Below are 19,037 nucleotides of genomic sequence, written 5' to 3'. Positions count from 1 at the left end.
CCCGAGGGCGGGCGCCGAAGTTTGCACCCTCACGCCCGCCCCCGGTGCTCCTTCGTACAAAGGAGCAAGCCAGTGTCTCTCATCCTGCAAGGGATCGTCACCACCGTCGGCGGGATTCTCGCCGGCTTCGCTCTCGCCGGCGCCCTGCTCTGGCGCCAGCAGCAAGCCTTGGAATCGGCGCGGTACGACGCCACCCACGACGACGTCACGGGCCTGCCCAACCGGCGGCTCTTCCTCACCCGGCTACGCGCCGCCCTCGCCGAGGGCGAGCCGTGCGGTGTGGTGCTGCTCGACCTGGACCGGTTCAAGACCGTCAATGACAGCCTCGGCCACGACACCGGCAACGTCCTGCTCACCTGCGTCGGGCGGCTCCTCGCCGACCTCGACGCCCCCGCCGAGGTCGCCGCCCGCCTGTCCGGCGACGAGTTCGCCCTGCTGGTGCGCGGCGACCACGACGAGGTAGCCGACGCCGCACGCACCGCCTGGCGCGCCATCAGCGCCGCCCCCATCGCCTTGAGCGGCGGCGAGGTCAGCATCGGCGCGTCCGTCGGCTACACCCACACCCACCTTCACACCTCGCCACGGCAACTACTGGCCGAGGCCGACGAGGCGATGTACCACGCCAAACGCTCCGGCACCGGCGTATGCGGCCACCACCCGTTGTCCACACCGTCGGGCCGGCGCAGCCGCGACCGTCACCACGACTGACCTCCACCCCGATGCCCGAAGGACCCCGCAGCCGCCGGCTGCGGGGTCCTTTCCCATTCCGACAAGGGAGAACCCGATGCTGTCCTTTGCCGCCGTTCACACCTTGGCCGGCTGCCTGCTGGCCACCGACGCCGAGGCCGACGTCCTCGGCTGGGGCCGGCCGTTGACGCTGCTGCTCATCCATGACCGTCCCGTCCTCAGCGCCGGGCCGACGCCGATGCGGGAGATGCGCAGCGTCGAGTTGCCGCTGCACCCCGACGACGCGTTGACCGACCCGGCCGGCCTGCCCGCGCTGCTGCACCGCCTCGCCGCCGGTCTCGACCACCCCGCGGCCCCTACCCCCTACCAGGTGACTCTCGGCAGCATTCTCGGCCAGGTGCGCGCCACCGCACCCGACACCCGGCTGTTGGCCTGGGCCGCCTGCTACGACGGCACCCTGACCGGCGCCGGCCAGCCGGCCCGCCGCATTGACGCCGTCGACACCGACGGCCGCTTCTACCAGCTCACCCACTGCCCCGGCGAGGACCATCCGCTGCTGGTGGTCACCGACACCTACGACCCGGCGGATGTCCCCGCCACCTACCGCGGGCTGGTCGCTCTGCTCGACGCCACCACCGCCGGCGGGAGCGCGTCATGACCGGACCTGACGCTCGGCGAACGGGCGACGCCGACGAGCCCATCTTCGCCACCTGCGGAGAAGACGGGGCGTCGCTGCGCTGCCGGGTGTGCGGCGCCGTGGACGAGATCGTCCACGACGAGGCGCCGTCGATGGCCGGCTACGGCGTCGACTCCTACGCCCGCTGCACCCGCTGCGGATCCGTCGAGTGCAGCGATCCCGTCTTCGGCTGGCGCGCCAGCCCCGCCCAGTGGCCCTCGACCTCCCCGCAGGAGCAGCCCGAGCCGACCACGGCCAGCTCCGACGGATCAGCGGACAGGGAGGCGTCATGAGCGGCGAGCACACCGACGTCCGCGGCCCAGGCACGTCGCCCTGCGGCACCTGCCCCTACCGCCGCGACGTGCCCTCCGGGGTCTGGGACGCCTCCGAGTACGCCAAGCTGGCCGACTACGACGCGCCGACGGCCCTGCAGCCGGCCGGGTTGTTCCTGTGCCATCAGGCCGACAGGCGGGTGTGCGCCGGTTGGGCCGGCTGCCACGACGGCAATGAACTCCTCGCGCTGCGGTTGGCCGCGCTGCAGGGGATGAGCCCGCACGAGATCGCCGCCATCCGCGACTACACCTCGCCGGTGCCGCTGTTCGGGTCCGGGCGGGAGGCCGCCGCGCACGGCATGGCCGGCATCGACGCGCCAGGTCCGAAGGCCAGGCGGGCGATCGAACGCCTGGCCCCGAAGGTCGCCGCCCGAGGACTCGACGTCGCGGTGCAGACGCTGCCCGCGCCGTGGACGCCCGTCGACGGTGACTGCCTCACCTGGGCGCCGTCGACGGCCACCCGGCTGCGGGACCTCGGCTACCCCGCCCGGGACATCGACGTGGCCGGCTGGGCCGATTACGGCGCCGCAATCATCGCCTTCGTGCACCGCACGGTCCTCGTCTGCGACGGCGATCCCGCCGACGGGCAGGTCGTCGACGTGACCGCCCGGCAGTTCGACCCGCGGCTGCCCGCACGCTGGCTCATCGCCTGGCCCGCCTACCTCGACGCGCTCGCCGGGGCGACGGGCGTCGAGCGCGTCACCCTGTGGCCCGAGCCGCGCACCTGATCACATCCGGCCGCGCCGGTACTGGCACGGGCCACGCGACTCGGTCGCGTGGCCCGCTGCGGTGCCTACACGCCGCGCCTCCACCAGCCGGTGATCCACGCCGGCGCATTCCCGCGTCGCCACCGATCCCGCAGAAGGAGTCACCACTGTGCACGCCCACAGCTACGTCGGCGCCGCCGACCCCGACAATCCGCACCTGGTGCGGGCCCGAGTCGTGCTGGTCAACGGCCATCCCGGCGCCGTCGTGCCCACCCTCGCCCGGATCTGGGCCGGGCACGCCCACCGCGACACCGGCGCCCTCGTGACCGCCACGCTGGCGCACGACTGGGAGTACCTCGACGACACCATCACCGCCGACACCACCTGCCCGCTGCCCGGGCGGCATCCCGTCGTCGGGGTCGGCGTGGCCTTGGCCAGCACCGCCGCGAGCAACCTCGACGCGCCGGAGCCGGTGACCGTGTTCCCGTTGTGCCAGGCCGCGCACCTCGACGCGGTCTGGGTCTATCTCATCGACTGCGAGACCGCGACCGTTGCGGTGCACCGCGACGACGGCGACGCGCTCGGCCGATACGACCTCCACGCCTGCGCTGCCCCGCATCCCCACGGTCAGCCTGGCCGGGTAGCCGGGACCATGCGTGAGTCCGGCGGCCCGCGCGGTGTGCGGTACTCACTCACCGGGGCGCGCGGGTGAGCGCCCGCGCCCTCGCCGCCGTCGCCGCCGCGGTGATCGCCGTGCTGGTGCTGTGCGCCGGTGGGATCGGGATGCTGTTCACCAGCGGCGGCACCGCCTCCGCCTCCTGCTACCGCACCACGGGCCCCGACGGGGCTCCCCTGGCGCCCACCGTCACCGTGTCCCCGCCCGGCGACGCCGGCGCGTGGAGCAGGCAGCAGATGGGCCACGCCGCCGCGATCGTCGCCGTCGGCGTCGACCGCGGCGTCGCGCCGCGGGGCTGGGTGATCGCCCTGGCCACCGCCATGCAGGAATCCACCCTGCGGAACCTGCCCGGCGGTGACCGCGACTCGGTCGGGTTGTTCCAACAACGACCCTCCCAGGGCTGGGGCACCGCCGCGCAACTGCGCCACCCCCGCTACACCGCCGGCGCCTTCTACACCGCGCTGCTGGCCGTCGACGGCTGGCAGGCCATGGCGGTGACCGACGCCGCCCAGAGCGTGCAGCGATCCGCCTACCCGGGCGCCTACGCCAAATGGGAAGACGACGCGATCGCCGTGGTCCGTGTCCTGACCGGCGGCAGCGCCGCCGGGCCGGTCGCCGACGATCTGGAGCAGGCGATGAGCAACCCGCTGTGCCTGTTCGACGCCGGCGACGGCCAACGCGGCGGCGAGCAGGTCCCCCTGCCGGCCGGGTTCGACCTGCCGGCAGGCACCCCCGCGCCGGTGGTCACCGCGGTCGGCTGGGCCCTGGCCCAGCGGGGCTCCCCGTACACCTTCGGCGGGGACTGCACCGCAGCGCACTCCGGCATTCCCGCCCGCCAGTGCGACTGTTCCTCGCTGATGCAACAGGCCTACCGGGCCGCCGGCATCTCCCTGCCCCGCACCACCGCCGAGCAGGTGCACGCCGGAATCGCCGTCAACGACGTCGGCGATCTGCGGCCGGGGGACCTGCTGTTCATCCCCGGCAGCCGCGGCAGCACCGCCCGGCCGGGCCACGTCGGCATGTACATCGGCCAAGGGCTGCTGGTGCAGGCGCCCCACAGCGGCGACGTCGTCAAAGTCAGCCGCCTGTCGGCCTGGGCCGAGCGGCTCGCCGCTGTCCGCCGCGTCGTGGCCTGACTGTGAGCATGGCGGGGTCGGTTCAGCAGTGGTGAGCTGATAGCTGGCAGTGACAGGGGCGTTGGAGGGCTCCAGCGGTTACGGAGCCGGTCTGACCCGGCACCTGACCGACGCCGGTGAGCTGGTCGTTGAGCTGGACCGCCCGGTGCGACCGGCCCGGCGGGCGGGGGCGAAGTCCGACCCGATCGACGCCGAACGCGCCGCTCGCGACGCCCTGGCCCGCACCCGCCTGGCTCAGCCGAAGACCGGCGCGCAACGCGCGGCGCTGCAGGTGCGGCTGACCGCCCGCCGTGCGGCCGTGGACGCCAGTGCGGACGCCCAGCGGCAGCTGCACGCCATGGTGATCACCGCTCCCGAGGTGGTGCGGGCCCGCTTCCGCGGCCAGAGCACCCGCCTCATGCCAGGGCAGAATGGCACCCATGACGCATTCGGTGCGCATCCACGTTCAGGATCACGGCTTCTTCGTCACTGACCGCGACGTGGACACGCCGTTTGAGGTGATGGACTACTCCACGGGCCTGGCTGGGGTCATGGACTGCGCTGCGCTGATTCACGCCGGCGTCGACCGGGGCTACGTCGAGGTCACAGCAGAGGCGTCGCGCGAGCGGCCGGGCTTGGACACCGACAAGCAGTGGGACGATCTCGCTTCCTGGGAGGACGTCGCAGAGGTCAGTCTCTACGTACCCAACGGCCACCTGACCGTCGAGCAACTTGAGCAGCCGCCGCTGGACGAGCGAGCGCGCCTTCCGGTGCTCAGTGCGCACGGCCCGGGCTACTACCGCTTGCGGATGCACGCCAGCGGCCGGGACCGCCACTACGACCAGGTCGTCGATCAGTCAGGTGAGCGGTTCCACTTCCTCGCCTGGCCCGCACCACCGCAATCGCCGCTGATCATCAAGGCCGGTAGTCGGTGCGGCTACGGTCTGCGGCTGGCCCCACTCGACTCGCACGCTCCTATCGCGTCATCGCCGGTGATCGAGGACGAGGCCGACCGTCAGGCGATGCAGCAGCGCAACCTGCTCGGCGGTTGAGATCTCGCCGCTTCGACGCCATCGACTCTGGCGCGATGCGGCGTGGGATAGCACGATCACGAAATGCCCAGCGTGGAGGAGACGCGGCACGGGTCGACGATGGCGCGGTGGCGCCGTGCGGACGGGTCGGTGTCGGAGTCGGCCCTGTCTCGGATCGCGGTCGAGGATGTGCTGGCGGGCGTGACTGCGTCGCCGGGCTCACGCTTCCTGGCCGCGAACCCGACGACATCGACCTCGCCAGAGTCGACCATCTGATCAACCGCTAACGGCTCACCTCCAGCGCCGCAGCCGCCACGCTCGCCGTGACCACTGAGCACGTCCGCTACGCGATCAGGCAACTGCACCGATCCGGCAAAATGAACGGCCGCAACACCCCCCGTGGGAGGACCTGAGCCCGGCGCAGTGTGACCAGACGCGGTGGGCGTGGTGCGACGGCTTCGACGACGCCGCCGCAGCCGAGGTGGCCCGACAGTGCCGCATCGTGCTGCACCCGGCCGGCAACGACCGGGACCTGCGGCATCTGCGCCCTGACCGGGTTCGCCTCGGCGTGCCGGGCGTGTTCGCCGGGGACTGGGCGTGGGCGCCGAACGCCGCCGGTGAGCTGCGCATCCCGGTCGGGTTCGTCGGCACCCTGGTCGAGGTGTGGAACGGGTGGGCGGTGCTCACCTGCACCCGCGACGTGGCGGAGGCGATCGTCGCCGAGCAGCAGGCCGCCCGCGACCGCTATCGGCGGCAGCTCGTCGCCCAGGGCGTCACGGGCGCCGACGCCGACCGCATGGTGGATGAGTCGCTGGCCCGGTTGCGGTTTGACGGCAAGGTCATCGTCGCCGACGAGTCTGCGGTGCGCGACGACCCGGACGCCGTCGCGCGCATCGCCCCCGACGCCGATGGCCGGTACGCGGTGATGGGCCGCGCCTGGATGTGAACGGCCGTGCACCCCTACGACTGCGACCGCATCGCCGGCGACCTGCCCGACCCGGCCGGCCAGCCGCCACCCGAGGCCCGCACCCGCCACGTTCGGCAATGACCCGCCGCATTCCCGACACAAGGACCAGCCATGCGCGATAACCGCGACGACGACTTCGGCGAGTACACCCACGAGGAGATCCTGCAGGCCCTGGTGCGGCACCTGCTCACCAGCGACGAGCTGGACCAGCTCTGCGACGACGCCGACCTGCCCCAGCTCACCCACGACGACGGCACCCCGGTGGCCATCACCTCGGCCCGCGTCTACCGCGACGCCGGGGTGCTGACCCTCGACCGCGGTGTGTGGATCGAGTTCTCCGACGGCGCCGTGTTCGGCCTGACCGTGCAGATCTCCCGCCGCCCCCGCAGCGAGGTCACCCTCCGCCGCTAACCCCCGCTCCGCGCCACGCCTCGGATCGACTTGATCAATCTGTGGCCTGGTGCGTTCCTTGTCGTCGCCCACCCGCCCGGTGGCGGCGACATGCCCCGCAGCCCTTCGGCTGTGGCGAGTAGTTCGAGGTTGCTGGCCGTCCCGAGGGCGGCCCGCCAACCGCCCGTCTCCGCCGCGCGGACAGCGCACCACCGGCCCGCGCATCCCGGAGACGGGTGCGCGGGCCCCAACATGACAGGAGGCCCACGTGGACCCCGCACCCCCCACCGATCCCGGCCAGGGCAACCCGGGCGGCGATCGCCGACCCGGCTACCTCTACCGGCAGGTCGCCGCCTACCTCGCCAGCCAGCCCGGCCAGTGGCTCAAGGTCGGCCAGGTCACCACCGCCATCGCCGCCCGCTCCACCGGCGCGGTGTTCGAAGCGCTGAAGAAGATGGCCGCCGCCGGGTACGCCACCCACTACACCGGCCCGCACCGCTTCCAGATCACCCAGGCGGGCATCGACGCCGCCGGGACCATGCCCGCACCGGCCCCACGCGCTCCCCGCACCCGGACATCTCGGCGGCAGCCGGTGCCCCGACCGAACGGCGACCTGTACTTCCCGCGCAAGCTCGCCGGCGCCACGGACGTCGACGTGCTGCGCCGGCTGCGCGACAAGCGCATCCCGGTGCTGCTCTACGGCCCACCCGGCACCGGCAAGACCGCCCTCGTCGAGGCCGCCTTTCCTGACCTGCTCACCGTCGCCGGCACCGGCGACACCATCGTGGAGGACTTCCTCGGCAACTTCATCCCGCTGCCCGACGGCGGTTTCGAGTTCGTCTACGGGCCCCTCGTGCAGGCGATGCGCGAGGGCAGGGCGCTGCTGGTCGACGACGCCACCCTGATCCCGCCGAAGGTCCTCGCCGTGCTGTATCCGGCGATGGACGGCCGCCGGATGATCAGCATCCCCGGCTACCGCAACGAACGCGTCGAGGCCGTCGACGGGTTCTACGTCATCGCCGGGCACAACCCGGGCGTGCACGGCGCGGTCCTCACCGAGGCCCTGGCGTCGCGGTTCGACGTGCACATCGAGGTCACCACCGACTGGGACCTCGCCCGCCACCTCGGCGTCCCCGCTGCCGCCGTCGGCGCAGCCATCACGCTCAACGCCGATCTCGCCGCCGGGCGGGTGTCGTGGGCGCCGCAGCTACGGGAGCTGCTCGGCTTCGCCCGCGTCCGCAAAACCCTCGGCCTGCCCGCAGCGGTGGCGAACCTCGCCGGCCGCGCCCCGGAGCAGGACCGCGAGCAGGTCGTCGCCGCCCTGCGGCAGCAGTTCGGCACGGACATCGCCGCCCTGACCCTCGGCAAGCAGCGCTAACCCCGGAAAGGAGAACCCGTCATGCCACACCCACACGGTCACCTGCAGCCCGGCACGGCCGCGCCCGCAGCCGGGGGCCCGGACTGGCAGGAGTGGAGCACGGCCTGGACCCGGCACATCCCGGTCTTGACCGGCCGCGACGACCTGACCGTCACCGTCGCGCCCGGCGCCGGCGGCGGCGCCCCCGCCTGCTTCTACCCCGACACCGGCCGCATCGAGGTCGACGCCACCCACATCGGTGCACCCACCATCGCCGATCCCCGCCGCGCCGGCCACAAGCGCGTGGTGCCCACCGCCTACGGGCTGCTCGTGCACGAAGCCGCCCACGCCGCCCACAGCCGCTGGCGCACCCCGCCCGGCACCCCACCGATCGTGGCCCACGTCGCCGAGCTGCTGGAGGAGTCCCGCATCGAGTACCGGCAGCGCACGAGGCGGCGAGGCGACCGGCGGTGGCTGCGCCACACCGTCACCACCCTGGTCAGCGCCGAGGACGCTCCCGTCGACGACGCCTGGCACGCCGGGCAGCTCGCCGCCCTGCTCCTCGCGCGGGTCGACGCCCGGATCCTCACCGCCAGGGACACCCGAGGTGTCCGCGCCGCCGTCACCGGCGTCCTCGGCCGCAAGCGGCTCCTTCAACTGCGCGAGGTGTGGCGACACGCCCACGCAGCCGACGACGCGGACGTCGACACCATCATCGACCTCGCCCGACGGTGGTGCCGCATCCTCGGCATCGACCCCGACCGGCAGCCGCAGCCCCCCACCGCTGATCCGGGCATGTTCGCCGGCCGCCTCGCCGACGCCCTGGCCGACTACCTCGCCCACGCCACCGGCCTCACCCCCACCGCCTACCGGGACCAGCGCCTCAGGGCCCGCCACGCCGCGCCGGCGACCTGGACGGTGCGCGAGGCCACCGGCGCCGAACACGCCGCCGCCCGCACCCTCGCGGCTCGGCTGCGCCGCGCCCGCACCCACCAGCCCGAACCTGATCTACGACCCAGCCCCATCCCACCGGGAAGGCTGCGCACCCGGCACGCGATCACCGCGCAGGCGCAGATCGCCGCCGGCGCCGTCCCCACCGCCACACCCTGGCAGCGCCGCGCGTCCGCGCCGCCGCCGAAGCCGACCCTGCACCTGGGCGTCATCGTGGACGCCTCCTATTCGATGCACCCCTACGCGGCACCCATGTCATCGGCCGGGTGGATCCTCGCCCACGCCGCCCGCACCACCGACGCGGTCACCGCCACCATCGCCTTCGGCAGCGACGTCACCCTGCTCGTGCCACCCCGGCAACAGCCCACCCAGGTGCTGGAGCTGTCCGCCGACGGCGGCAGCAGCGCCTTCACCGACGCGGTGAAACTCGCCGACCAGCTCCTGGCGCTGCGCCAGCCCGGCCGGCTGCGGATGCTCGCCGTCATCTCCGACGGCGACCTGCCCGACATCGACCCCGCGCAGCGACTGCTCACCACCCTGCACCGGGCGGGCTGCGCCGTGCTGTGGCTACGCCCCGCCGACCTGCCCGGGCACACCTTCACCCACACCACCACCGTCGAGGTGGCCGACCCGGTGCAGGCCATCGGTCACCTCGCCGACGCCGCCGTCGCGGCCCTCGAGCGCGCCTGACAAACCGGCCCACCGGCCGCGGACCGCCTACCGGACTGCGCCGGACCGTCGCTCGTCCACCACCGCGCACACCGGGTTGCCCAGCACCCGATGTGAGCGCCCCTTCCCGCACCGCCACCGGCCGCTTGCCCGGCCATCCGCGCACTCCAGCGCATCCCCGGGCACGGCCGATCGGCCGTTCCCGGGGCTCACCATCCGCAACGGGAGACACCGTGAGCCATCCGAACCGCCTACCGATCGCCTCGCCGACAGACCTGCTCGCCGCCGTGCCGCACCTGCTCGGCTTCCACCCCACCGACAGCCTCGTGATCGTCGGCGTCGCCGACACCCGAGTCGTCGTCGCCAGCCGCGCCGATCTGCCCCCGCCCGCAGACGTCGCCGACTGGGTCCTCGACATCGCCCCATCGCAGATCCGCATGCTCCGCCAGGCAGCGGCGAGCGTGGCCATCGTGGTCGGTTACGGCCCGGCCACCGCCGTTACCCCGGTCATGGACACGCTCCTCCCGCGGCTGAGCGCCGCCGGCATCGACGTGTTCGATGCGCTGCGCGTCACCGACGGCCGCTACTTCTCCTACCTGTGCCAGGAACCCTCCTGCTGCCCTCCCGACGGGACGGCCTTCGACCCCCATCGCAGCGACGTGACGCTGCACGCCATCGTCGCCGGCTCCCACGCCCTGCCCGACCGGGCCGCGCTCGTGGCCAGCGTCGCCCCCACCGTCGGGACGGCCCGCGACGCGGTCACCCGCGCCACCGCCCACGCCTGGGCACGCCGCCGCGCCCTCACCGCCGCAGCAGGCCGCGACGGGCTGCTCCGCGCCGGTGACAAGGCGGTCCGGGCCACGTTCGCCCGCTACGCCGACGACGGCGTCCTCACCGACGACGAGCTGGCCTGGCTCACCGTCCTGCTGCCCATCATCGCCATCCGAGACGCCGCGTGGCGGGCCACCGACGCGCTGCCCTGGCACACCGCCCTGTGGGCCGACATCACCCGCCGCGCCCATCCACCGCTGGCCGCCCCACCGGCCAGCCTGCTCGCCTTCGCCGCCTGGCGCCGCGGCGAGGGTGCCCTCGCCGCCGTTGCCGTCGACCGCGCCCTCGCCGCCGACCCCACCTACACCCTCGCCCGGCTGATCGACCACGCCCTGCGCGCCGGGCTTGCCCCGTCGGTGCTCGACGGCTGGCCGCATCCCGGCCCGCACACGCCCTGACCCGCCCCGACTCTCACCTGGAGCACACCGATGTCCGCACCTCACCTCGACGTTCTGCACCGTCTTCTGCACAGCCACGGCTACGCCTTCGCCGAGGACGCGCTCGTGGAGGCCTGCGCCCACCACCCCGAGCACGTCTGTGCCCTGCTGTCGGCGGTAGGCACCATCACCGTCACCCGGGCGCAAATCCTCGCCCTCACCGACGCCGCGAGCCTGCTCTGCGACGTCCACGCCGACGGCGGGACCGACAGCGTCCTGTCCCTACGCGAGCGCCTGGACCGGGTCGCTGACGCCCTCACCGCCGCACTCGCCCAGCGGGACGCGGCCACCGCCGCGCTCCGCCACGCCTGCCAGGCCCTCCACCGCACGGACATCCCCCTCCTCACCGTCCGCGCAGACAGCAGCGCTAACAACGGCGCCAGCGGGCCGACTCCCTGACCACCACACCGCCGCACCCCGCCGCCTCTTGCAGGGCGGCGGGGTGCGGCACCTGCCCCTCTCCCCCGCGACCGAGGAGACCTCATGAACCCCATGGGTATGGCTGCCCCACCCGTGACCATCGAATCCGTGCTGCGCAACGCCTGGAAGGCCTTCCACCCCACCCAGCCCGCCCCGCTGGGATGGCTCACCCACACCGCTGCCCAGATCCAGGCCTACCTGAGCGACCAGCAACCCCTGCCCCAGCCGCCGGCGGTCGCACCCACCGACCCGTCGGCCCAGCTACGACGCCACATCTGGCATGTGCTGCGCGACGCCGTCAGCGAGCACGACATCGACGTTGACGCCGCCAACCGCGTCCTGCACGCCGTGGACCTGCCGCTGCTGCCGCGGCGCTGGCAGGTTCGCCTCGCCCTACCCATTCTCCTCGAGGTCACCGCCACCAGCCGCGAGGACGCCTTCGACACCGCCGAAGCCGTCGTCGACACCGCTCTCACCGGCGCGGGACTCGACGTGCACATCGAATGGGACGGACGCGCACGCGACGACGCCATCCCCGGCGAGCTCGATCCGACCGCAGCCCACCACCCCCACCGACTAGTGACGGGCGACTTGATTCCTACCGAGAGTCGAGCGTCACTGCTTGCGGTCGCCACCCCGGCGAACCCGACAGCGGCATCCCCACACCGCTGGCCGGGGTGGCGACCACCCAAGCCGACACCGCCTTCTGGAGGGCAACGCCGATGAACCGAGACCCCGTACCCCGCACAGTCACCGACGTCCCGCTACGGCTGCTCGCGACCGACGTGGCCGCCGCTTACCACCCTCACCCCTACCAGCCCGGAGAACGCCCGGTCGAGGGGTAGTTGCTGACCGGCCCCGGTTAGGTGGGTATCACCTCCGGGGCCCTGACGGACGCTGGAGGTCCACCGCCCCCATGAGTGTCGAAGCCGTGTCATGGGCGCTCAACGATGCGCCCGACGTGCCCCCGTCCTGCCTGGCAGTACTGATCGCTCTCGCCAACCACGCAGATGCCAAGGGCGCAGCCGCATACCCATCTCAGGAGCGCCTCGCCCACTACGCCCGCAAGTCCACCCGCTCGGTCCGCAGCGACCTTGCGACGCTGGAGCGTCTCGGGCTCATCCGCCGGGGCGACCAGCGCCATGTCTCCCAGCTGCCGACCGACCGTCGCCCCGTTGTCTGGAATCTCGCGATGGAGCGGCGGCGCACCGCGCCTTCCTTGCTCGAACCGCTTTCCGAGCCTCAGTCCGGCCGACCGACTGAGCTCCCCGAGCCTGTGGATAACCGACCGGAAGCAGACGTCCCCCCGGTACCGACCGGCCGGAAGCAGGCCTTCAAGCGACCGGAAGCACGCTTCCAGACCGGCCGGAAGCAGACTTCCGCCGAACCGCCCTTGAACCATCAAGAACCATCCCGGCGCGCCCGCACCCTTTCCGGCGGCGCCACGCCACCAACCGGCCCCCGCGCCGGTCACTGCTCCCGGCACCGCGGTTCCCCTGCCCACAACTGCGGCCCGTGCCGGGCTGAGCGTCTCGGAGGTGTCGCATGAAGGCCGAGGGGATCGAGCGGTTGGTCCTGGTGGCTGTCAGTCTCGCAGCTGGGGCTGCCAGCTTCACCCACGTCCACACCTCGAGAACCGGGAGCAGCCTCGTCGTCCACGCCTACCCGCGCGTGCGGGGACGACGCCATGGTTCAAGCGGCGCCACTTCCGGCCGAGGCTCTCGCGCCGGCAGAAGGCGGTCAACCGGGCACACGCGAAGCTCCGAGCCCGCGGCGAACGAGCCATCGCCACGCTCAAAACCTGGAAGATCCTGGCCAAGCTGCGCTGCTGCCCACGCCGCGCCACCGCGATCGCGCAGGCCATCCTCGTCCTGCACCACGCCGAAGCCAACCGCTACGCAGGATGAAAATGGCTCACTGGTGTCAGGGCGCTATGCGGCGGCTGGTGACTTTCCCACGCCCGGCCGCAGTGCTGGTCGTAATACGGCCGTCCTCGGCACCCGTCCAGGAGCCCGCGTAGATCAGCCGTCCTGGACGGCCATTTCCTCGATGGGAACGGCGATAGCCTCAACCACGACGTTCCCCATCGTCATCTGCCTGCTGAGCGCCTCTGCTCCCGGGTAGACAAGCGCAGCGCGGTCAACGTACAGCCGGCTGGCGTAGGTGAAGAGCTGGTACAGCTCGGCAGTATTCGGCCACTCTTTCCAGGGCCGATACTTGGCGTCGTACACGGCGACAGGCCGGCCGCCACGCTCTACGACGAAGTCCGCCCGGCCTTGCCTTGCCGGGCCAGTGTCTACCAGCGGGATGAGGTACTGGCTGTGCACCACGGCTTCCGGCTGGTGGGTCCTGAGCCAGCGACCGACATAGTTCTCCCAGATCTTGGTCATGTTGAACAGCACGCCGACGCCCGCGAGCCCGGTACCCGCAGGCAGAGCGGTCCGGTGATCGAGGACAAGCCTCGCCAAGTCATGGATCTCCCTATATCGCGCCGGCAGCATCGGTAGCTGCCAGGCTCCTTCCTCTCTTCCGTTTACGTTCCGAAACACGGGCGTGAGCTGACGTAGCCGCACTTCGAGTTGTTTGTCCTGGTAGCTGAGTTGGCAAAGTTTCCCGTGCGCCGAAGCGATGAGCCGGTTGAGCGCGATGTCTGCGGTGAGGCGTTTGGCCGTCGTGACGAGACGATCGGCACGGCCGGCGTGGGCGTTCAAATGTGCGGTGACAGCGGGGACTCCGGCATACGGGGGCCTAGCCACCGTCGTTTGCTTGTAGCCCTTGGCCAGGCCCTGTCCCGCTATACGCTCAGCCTCGCGAACGAACGCCAACGCAATGAGGTCCATCAGACCAGAGCCACCCTGGGCGGAAGTCGCGTCGTGGCGTAGCAAGGTCGCCTTGCCACCCAAGCCGAGCAGAGCGGCCAAGTCGCGGAACGAGAATCTGCTCGAGATGTCGACGACGCGGCCGGTACGTAGGCGGAACCTACCCACATACGGCCCTGGCTGGATGTCATACACCCCTGCCTGTCCGGTGGGGGCAAGCCGCTCGACAACGCGGGGCTGCTGGGTCTTGTCTGCACTCCCCCGGGTCAGGCTCGCCAGTTCGTAGGCCTCGTCCTGGCTGAGCTGGACAGTGCGCGTCTCGTACTCGGTAAGCTCGATCAATTTCAGGCGCGCTCCGCGATGAGCGCCCGGACATCGGTGTCGAGTTGCTCAAGCTCGCGAGGCCGGTCGAACCAGTGCTCCGCCAAGTACGGTCGGAGCTGGTACGACCAGATCCGTTCCGCACTTGCCGCGTCAAAGCCCTCTGCCATCCAATACGAGTGACCAGGGCTGACGGGCACGTCCAGCCCAACGCGATCGCGGACCAACCGGAACAACCCGAGCGCAAGTTCTCTGTCGGCGGTCCCACGCGCATCGGCCCAACGGCTCAGCACATCCTCGCTCGGCAGCACCGGGAAGGCGTGGAACCTACGGCGAAGTGCGAAGTCCAGCAAGGCCAGGCTTCGATCAGCGGTGTTCATCGTTCCGAGCAAGAACAGGTTCTGCGGGACGGACATCCGCCGCTGCGAGTACGGCAGGGTCACCGGTGAGTCACCCCGATACTCCAAGAGGAACATCAGCTCACCGAAGACCGCTGCCAGGTCCGCACGGTTCATCTCGTCGATGACCAGCACGAACGTCTCGTCTGGCGCCTGCTGCGCGCGCTCGCACAACTGAGAGAAGACACCCGGACGCACCCGATAGCTCAGCGCGCCCTCGGCACCGACCTCCGGGCGCAGCCCTTCCACGAAATCCTCGTACGAGTAGGCCGGATGGAACTGGGCAAGTTCGATGTGTTGTGACGAGGTGGCCAGATGGCGGGCCAAGAGCCGAGCAATGTAGGTCTTCCCGGTGCCAGGGGGACCGTGGAAGACCGCTTGGCGCATTCCGGTGGTGAGCGCAGCGACCCATTCGTCGATCTGCTCTACGGGGAGATAGCAGGAGGTTGCGACCTGCTCCACCGTCATCTTTGCCTCGGTTGAGCGGCCCATGAACAGCCCGTTATTACCGACCTCGCCGCCTGCGTCCAGCAGCGACAGCAGGGTGTCCGGGCGGGCCCTGCGCATCATCTCCGAAAGGACCGCGTCCGCCTCCTGCGGCGTCACACCATGCCTTTCCCGCCAAGCTCGCAGATCGGTGCAGAATTCCTCATAGTTGTCCAGGCTATCGGCTCGGTACGAAGCGCCGGTTTCGCTTGCCAGGCCATCCATAGTCGCGTTGATGCAGATGCCAAACCGCTCCGTATCACGGAGATAGAGCAGAAAGCTGGGCAGCGACGATCCGGCACCGGGCAAGATCGAACGGTCCCGGAACATCTGGCCCAGCACCTTCAGCGCGTCTTCGATCGATCCGCGCCAGAGCGGTATGAGCGTCTGGTTGAACCGCCTCGGGTTGCGGCCGAGCTTGGCCATGATCGCACCGGTGAAGCCTGGCGTGAAGCGGTCGAACCGAGTCCGCCCTGCCTTTTCATGCTGGTTGAACAGACGACCGAGCTCGATGATGTGCTCGGTGGACATGAAGCCGAGATGCTCGTTGATGAACCGCCGCGCCGCTTCCTCCGCATCACGCCGCGACTGCACGAACCGAGGACCAAAGGCTCGCCGTTCGTCGTTGATGATCTGCTCGGTCGTTGCGTCGATCACAGCTGCTCTTTCTTGTAGATCCGACAGGACACCGACATTCGGTATCGGCGCCTGTGTTGGCGCCGGCCATGCTGTGCGGCACCCGACGGCGGGTTCGGTCGGTGGAAGCATTTGCCTCGACGAGTTCGGTGAATATCTCGGAGGGCTTCTTCCAACCGTGGATCTTACGGGGTCGGTCGTTGATCTCGGAAGCCACCATCGCCAGGTATTTGGGGTTGGAGGTGATGGGGACGCCCTTGGGGTTATTCGCGCAGGATCCGGTTGGCCTTCTCGTTGCTGCCGCGTTGCCAGGGTGAGTGTGGGCGGGCGAAGACACCGGCAGTCCGGCGGCGGTGATCCTCGCGTGGCCGGCCATCTCTGACCCGCAGTCCCAGATCAACGACCGGGCCAGCTGCGGCGGTAGGGTCCCGGCGGCGGCGATGATCGCGTCGCCGCCGGTCAGCGCGTCCCGGCCGGTTAGCGGGACCAGGACCACGAAGCGGGAGGTCCGCTCGACCAGGCCGCCAGCGCACTTTTGCCGGCCTTGCCGATGACCAGGTCGCCTTCCCAGTGCCCGGGGCCTGCCGCCCCACGACCTCGGCGGGGCGTTCGTCCAGGTAGCGGGGCTCACGGATCCTCGGCGCGGGCTGGGGGCGAGGCCCGCGCGTCGGGCAGTACGGCCGGTGCGCAGCCGGATCAACTCCCGGGCCAGGGTGGACACCGGCTGGGCGTACACCCAATGATAGATCGCCTCGTGAGACACCCGGTACATCCCCGGTACGACCAGCAACCCGTCGAGGTCGCCAACCAGGCCGCTGCGAAGTGGCTCAACGAGCAGCCGGGCTGAGATTAGTGCTCACCGAACTCGGCCTTGAAGGTGGACACCCACCGGGACGGCCGCACGCGGCTGCTGCTGACGACCGAAGGCGTCGACCACGTGGTGCCTCCGTCGCTGGCCGCCGCAGGGTGGTGGAGGCGGCCAACACCCGTGCGCCCGCATTCGTTTGGGCCGGTCAACCCGGTCGAACGGCTCAAGCGACCAGGAATCGGGTCGGCTCGCCCAGCACCGTGGCCGCCCGATCCAGGTCCGACAACCGGGCCGCCAAGGTCGCCACGGCGAGCCGGGTCGGCAGGGCGGCGTTGAACTTAAGTCCGACCAGCGCCTTCTCCTCCACCTCCGGCAGACATAGCCGATCAGCGGCGTCCGCCGTCAGCGACCGCCAGGCTCGTGGGGTCACATCTTCCCGGAGCCGGATGCTGCAGTCGTCGAACCTCTCCACGGGGTCGACGACCTCGCCGAGGGTCGCGGTCAGGGTGGCGTTCGCCCGGAAGCCGGCCCAGGTCCACCAGCGCAGATCGCCGTCCTTCTCCCGCACGATGACCGTTCCGCCCGGATGCACGAGGTGCGCTTTGTCGGCACGTACCTCGGCGAGTCGGGCCGCCGCCCGGCGGGTGATGGCGACGGGCGGGTCCGCACCGAGCAGGACATCCCGCATGGCACGGTTCAGCTCGAAGCCCAGGTAGGCCCAGCCGCTGCCCCGCCAGCGGGCTCGTCCGCCCCCGTCGGCCGGCTCCACGAAGCATCGCCGCCGGCGCCAGTCGATGTAGGTGACGCGCCAGCTCCGCCCGCCCAGGAGCAGCCGGCGGTCACCTCGGACCTCCTCGGTGAGCAAGCTCGGGTTGATCCGACCGAGCTCGTTCCGCCCGGTCAGCACGGTGAATTCCGGCGGCCCGGCGAAGACCGCGGTCAGGTCCATGAAATGCCGGCGACCGAAGCGTTGCTCTGCGGCGGGGCCGATGAACAGCATCCCGCCGTCCTGCTCGAGGTAGCCGCGCTCTACCAAGTGACGCACGATCGGGCGGGCGCTCTCGCCGAAGGGCGGCAGCCTGTTCCATGCCTGCGTCCAGAGCTGGTCGCCGACCCGATGTTCCTGGAGGCAGAGCGCGAGCAGCTGCTGGGCGACGATGTGGCGCGGCTCGGGTGGCGCGCTCACCGGCTCCACCCAGCCCCGGCTCCAGAGCAGCAGAAGCGCCACCGCCTCCGTCAGCGCTTCGCCGTCGAGGGTCAGGAAGAGACAGTTACGACTGCTTCCCGCCCGCCGCCCGGTGCGGCCGAGGCGTTGCAGGAACGACGCCACCGTGGCTGGGCTGTCGATCTGGATTACCCGGTCCAGGTCGCCGACGTCGATGCCCAGTTCGAGGGTGCTGGTGGAGACGATGACGCAGTCCCGGGCCTCACTGAACGCCTGCTCGGCGCGGCGACGCTCGTCGGCGGAGAGCGACGCGTGGGAGAGGAAGGTGGTCACGCCCTTCTCCCGCAGCAGCTGACCGAGTTCTTCGACGGTCTGCCGGGACTCGCAGAAGACGAGGCGTTTCTCGCCGCCGTGCAGCCCGGCGATCACCGTCGCGGCGTTGGCCAACGAGCCAACGTAGTCCAGCTCGATGTCGCCGGGCGGCGGGCGATCGACCACCGCGACCGCATCGGGGGCCACTACCTGTGCCGGCCGGCTGCCCGCGCCCGATCCCTGTAGCCAGGTGAGTAGTTCCCCGGGGTTGCCCACGGTGGCGGACAGGCCGATCCGCTGCAAGGGTCGGCCCGCCACCCGGGTCAGCCGTTCCAGCACGGCCAGCAGATGCCAGCCCCGGTCATCACCGGCGAAGGCGTGCACCTCGTCGACGACGACGGCGTGCAGGTCCGCGAAGAACAACCGGTGGTCGACCTTCGTGCTGACCAGCATGGATTCCAACGACTCGGGCGTGGTGAGCAGAATGTCGGGGCGTTCGAAGAGCACCGCCCGGCGGCGGGAGGTGCTGACGTCGCCGTGCCAGACGGCGGCACGTCGTCCGAGCCAGCCGGCGTACCTCTCGATGCGGGGATGGAGGTTGTTGAGCAGCGCCTTCAGCGGAGCCAGGTAGAGGACCGAGGTGCCCGTCCACCGCTGCTCGGCCATCCGGGTCAGCAGGGGAAAGAGCGCCGCCTCGGTCTTGCCGCCGGCGGTCGGGGCGAGGAGCAGGGCGTCCAGTCCGTCGCGTACCGGCGGGATAGCGGCCTGCTGCAGCGGCCGCAGGTCACGCCAGCCCAGGGTGTTGACCAGGTGGTGCACCACGACCGGGTCGAGGTCCGACGGCAT

General features: G+C 71.3%; 20 protein-coding genes and 2 pseudogenes. 18 read left to right on the top strand and 4 right to left on the bottom strand.

Annotated elements, in window-relative coordinates; translation table 11 throughout:
• Positions 1-72 precede the first annotated feature (72 nt).
• The 18 genes and pseudogenes from V6U79_RS26520 to V6U79_RS26440 all read left to right on the top strand — a co-directional run.
• Positions 73-708 carry a diguanylate cyclase domain-containing protein gene (locus V6U79_RS26520; RefSeq protein ID WP_334616252.1) on the top strand — a complete coding sequence of 212 codons (636 nt, stop codon included), beginning with the start codon at positions 73-75 and terminating at the stop codon, positions 706-708.
• Positions 709-784: 76 nt separating this feature from the next.
• On the top strand, positions 785-1,345 hold the full coding sequence (locus V6U79_RS26515; RefSeq protein ID WP_334616251.1) for a hypothetical protein: 561 nt from the start codon (positions 785-787) through the stop codon (positions 1,343-1,345).
• Positions 1,342-1,656, top strand: coding sequence for a hypothetical protein (locus V6U79_RS26510; RefSeq protein WP_334616250.1), 315 nt, complete (start codon positions 1,342-1,344; stop codon positions 1,654-1,656). Before V6U79_RS26515 ends, V6U79_RS26510 begins: the two co-directional genes overlap by 4 nt.
• A complete protein-coding gene (locus V6U79_RS26505) occupies positions 1,653-2,423 on the top strand; it encodes a DUF6283 family protein (protein WP_334616249.1) in 771 nt (256 codons plus the stop codon). Before V6U79_RS26510 ends, V6U79_RS26505 begins: the two co-directional genes overlap by 4 nt.
• Positions 2,424-2,571: 148 nt before the next feature.
• On the top strand, positions 2,572-3,114 hold the full coding sequence (locus V6U79_RS26500) for a hypothetical protein (protein ID WP_334616248.1): 543 nt from the start codon (positions 2,572-2,574) through the stop codon (positions 3,112-3,114).
• The gene (locus V6U79_RS26495) at positions 3,111-4,214 is read left to right on the top strand and encodes a C40 family peptidase (protein ID WP_334616247.1); all 1,104 of its coding nucleotides are present in this window, start codon (positions 3,111-3,113) and stop codon (positions 4,212-4,214) included. The genes V6U79_RS26500 and V6U79_RS26495 overlap by 4 nt, the downstream gene beginning before the upstream one ends.
• 49 nt (positions 4,215-4,263) lie before the next feature.
• Positions 4,264-4,686: a hypothetical protein gene (locus V6U79_RS26490; RefSeq protein ID WP_334520115.1), complete on the top strand. Its 423-nt coding sequence runs from the start codon at positions 4,264-4,266 to the stop codon at positions 4,684-4,686.
• Positions 4,634-5,245 carry a hypothetical protein gene (locus V6U79_RS26485; RefSeq protein WP_334520118.1) on the top strand — a complete coding sequence of 204 codons (612 nt, stop codon included), beginning with the start codon at positions 4,634-4,636 and terminating at the stop codon, positions 5,243-5,245. Before V6U79_RS26490 ends, V6U79_RS26485 begins: the two co-directional genes overlap by 53 nt.
• A 63-nt stretch (positions 5,246-5,308) precedes the next feature.
• Positions 5,309-5,500, top strand: a complete 192-nt coding sequence (locus tag V6U79_RS26480) for a hypothetical protein (protein WP_334616246.1) — start codon at positions 5,309-5,311, stop codon at positions 5,498-5,500.
• A 205-nt stretch (positions 5,501-5,705) separates the two neighbouring features.
• The gene (locus V6U79_RS26475; RefSeq protein WP_334616245.1) at positions 5,706-6,170 is read left to right on the top strand and encodes a hypothetical protein; all 465 of its coding nucleotides are present in this window, start codon (positions 5,706-5,708) and stop codon (positions 6,168-6,170) included.
• 132 nt (positions 6,171-6,302) lie between these two features.
• Positions 6,303-6,602: a hypothetical protein gene (locus V6U79_RS26470; protein WP_334616244.1), complete on the top strand. Its 300-nt coding sequence runs from the start codon at positions 6,303-6,305 to the stop codon at positions 6,600-6,602.
• Between the two features lie 247 nt (positions 6,603-6,849).
• Complete coding sequence (locus tag V6U79_RS26465) at positions 6,850-7,959, top strand: AAA family ATPase (RefSeq protein WP_334616242.1); 1,110 nt, start codon at positions 6,850-6,852, stop codon at positions 7,957-7,959.
• Positions 7,960-7,980: 21 nt separating this feature from the next.
• Positions 7,981-9,579, top strand: a complete 1,599-nt coding sequence (locus V6U79_RS26460) for a VWA domain-containing protein (protein ID WP_334616241.1) — start codon at positions 7,981-7,983, stop codon at positions 9,577-9,579.
• 212 nt (positions 9,580-9,791) lie between these two features.
• Positions 9,792-10,787 carry a DUF4192 domain-containing protein gene (locus tag V6U79_RS26455; RefSeq protein WP_334616240.1) on the top strand — a complete coding sequence of 332 codons (996 nt, stop codon included), beginning with the start codon at positions 9,792-9,794 and terminating at the stop codon, positions 10,785-10,787.
• Between the two features lie 30 nt (positions 10,788-10,817).
• On the top strand, positions 10,818-11,225 hold the full coding sequence (locus V6U79_RS26450; protein ID WP_334616239.1) for a hypothetical protein: 408 nt from the start codon (positions 10,818-10,820) through the stop codon (positions 11,223-11,225).
• A 114-nt stretch (positions 11,226-11,339) separates the two neighbouring features.
• Positions 11,340-11,972 carry a hypothetical protein gene (locus tag V6U79_RS26445; protein WP_334616238.1) on the top strand — a complete coding sequence of 211 codons (633 nt, stop codon included), beginning with the start codon at positions 11,340-11,342 and terminating at the stop codon, positions 11,970-11,972.
• 190 nt (positions 11,973-12,162) lie between these two features.
• On the top strand, positions 12,163-12,795 hold the full coding sequence (locus V6U79_RS29895; protein WP_442933824.1) for a helix-turn-helix domain-containing protein: 633 nt from the start codon (positions 12,163-12,165) through the stop codon (positions 12,793-12,795).
• 142 nt (positions 12,796-12,937) lie between these two features.
• Positions 12,938-13,153 (top strand): annotated as a pseudogene (locus V6U79_RS26440) (transposase family protein); the annotation flags it as partial.
• A 114-nt stretch (positions 13,154-13,267) separates the two neighbouring features.
• Here V6U79_RS26440 and V6U79_RS26435 read toward each other — a convergent pair.
• The 4 genes and pseudogenes from V6U79_RS26435 to V6U79_RS26425 form a co-directional block, all read right to left on the bottom strand.
• Positions 13,268-14,407 carry a 5-methylcytosine restriction system specificity protein McrC gene (locus tag V6U79_RS26435; protein ID WP_334616237.1) on the bottom strand — a complete coding sequence of 380 codons (1,140 nt, stop codon included), beginning with the start codon at positions 14,405-14,407 and terminating at the stop codon, positions 13,268-13,270.
• Positions 14,408-14,409: 2 nt separating this feature from the next.
• On the bottom strand, positions 14,410-15,927 hold the full coding sequence (locus V6U79_RS26430; RefSeq protein ID WP_334616236.1) for an McrB family protein: 1,518 nt from the start codon (positions 15,925-15,927) through the stop codon (positions 14,410-14,412).
• 100 nt (positions 15,928-16,027) lie between these two features.
• Positions 16,028-16,721: pseudogene (locus V6U79_RS29890) on the bottom strand (IS30 family transposase); the annotation flags it as partial.
• Between the two features lie 216 nt (positions 16,722-16,937).
• On the bottom strand, positions 16,938-19,037 hold the full coding sequence (locus V6U79_RS26425) for a DEAD/DEAH box helicase (RefSeq protein WP_334616235.1): 2,100 nt from the start codon (positions 19,035-19,037) through the stop codon (positions 16,938-16,940).

This window comes from Micromonospora psammae, from assembly GCF_036902725.1.
Taxonomy (GTDB): domain Bacteria; phylum Actinomycetota; class Actinomycetes; order Mycobacteriales; family Micromonosporaceae; genus Micromonospora.
This window is presented reverse-complemented; position numbering and strand designations above follow the sequence as displayed.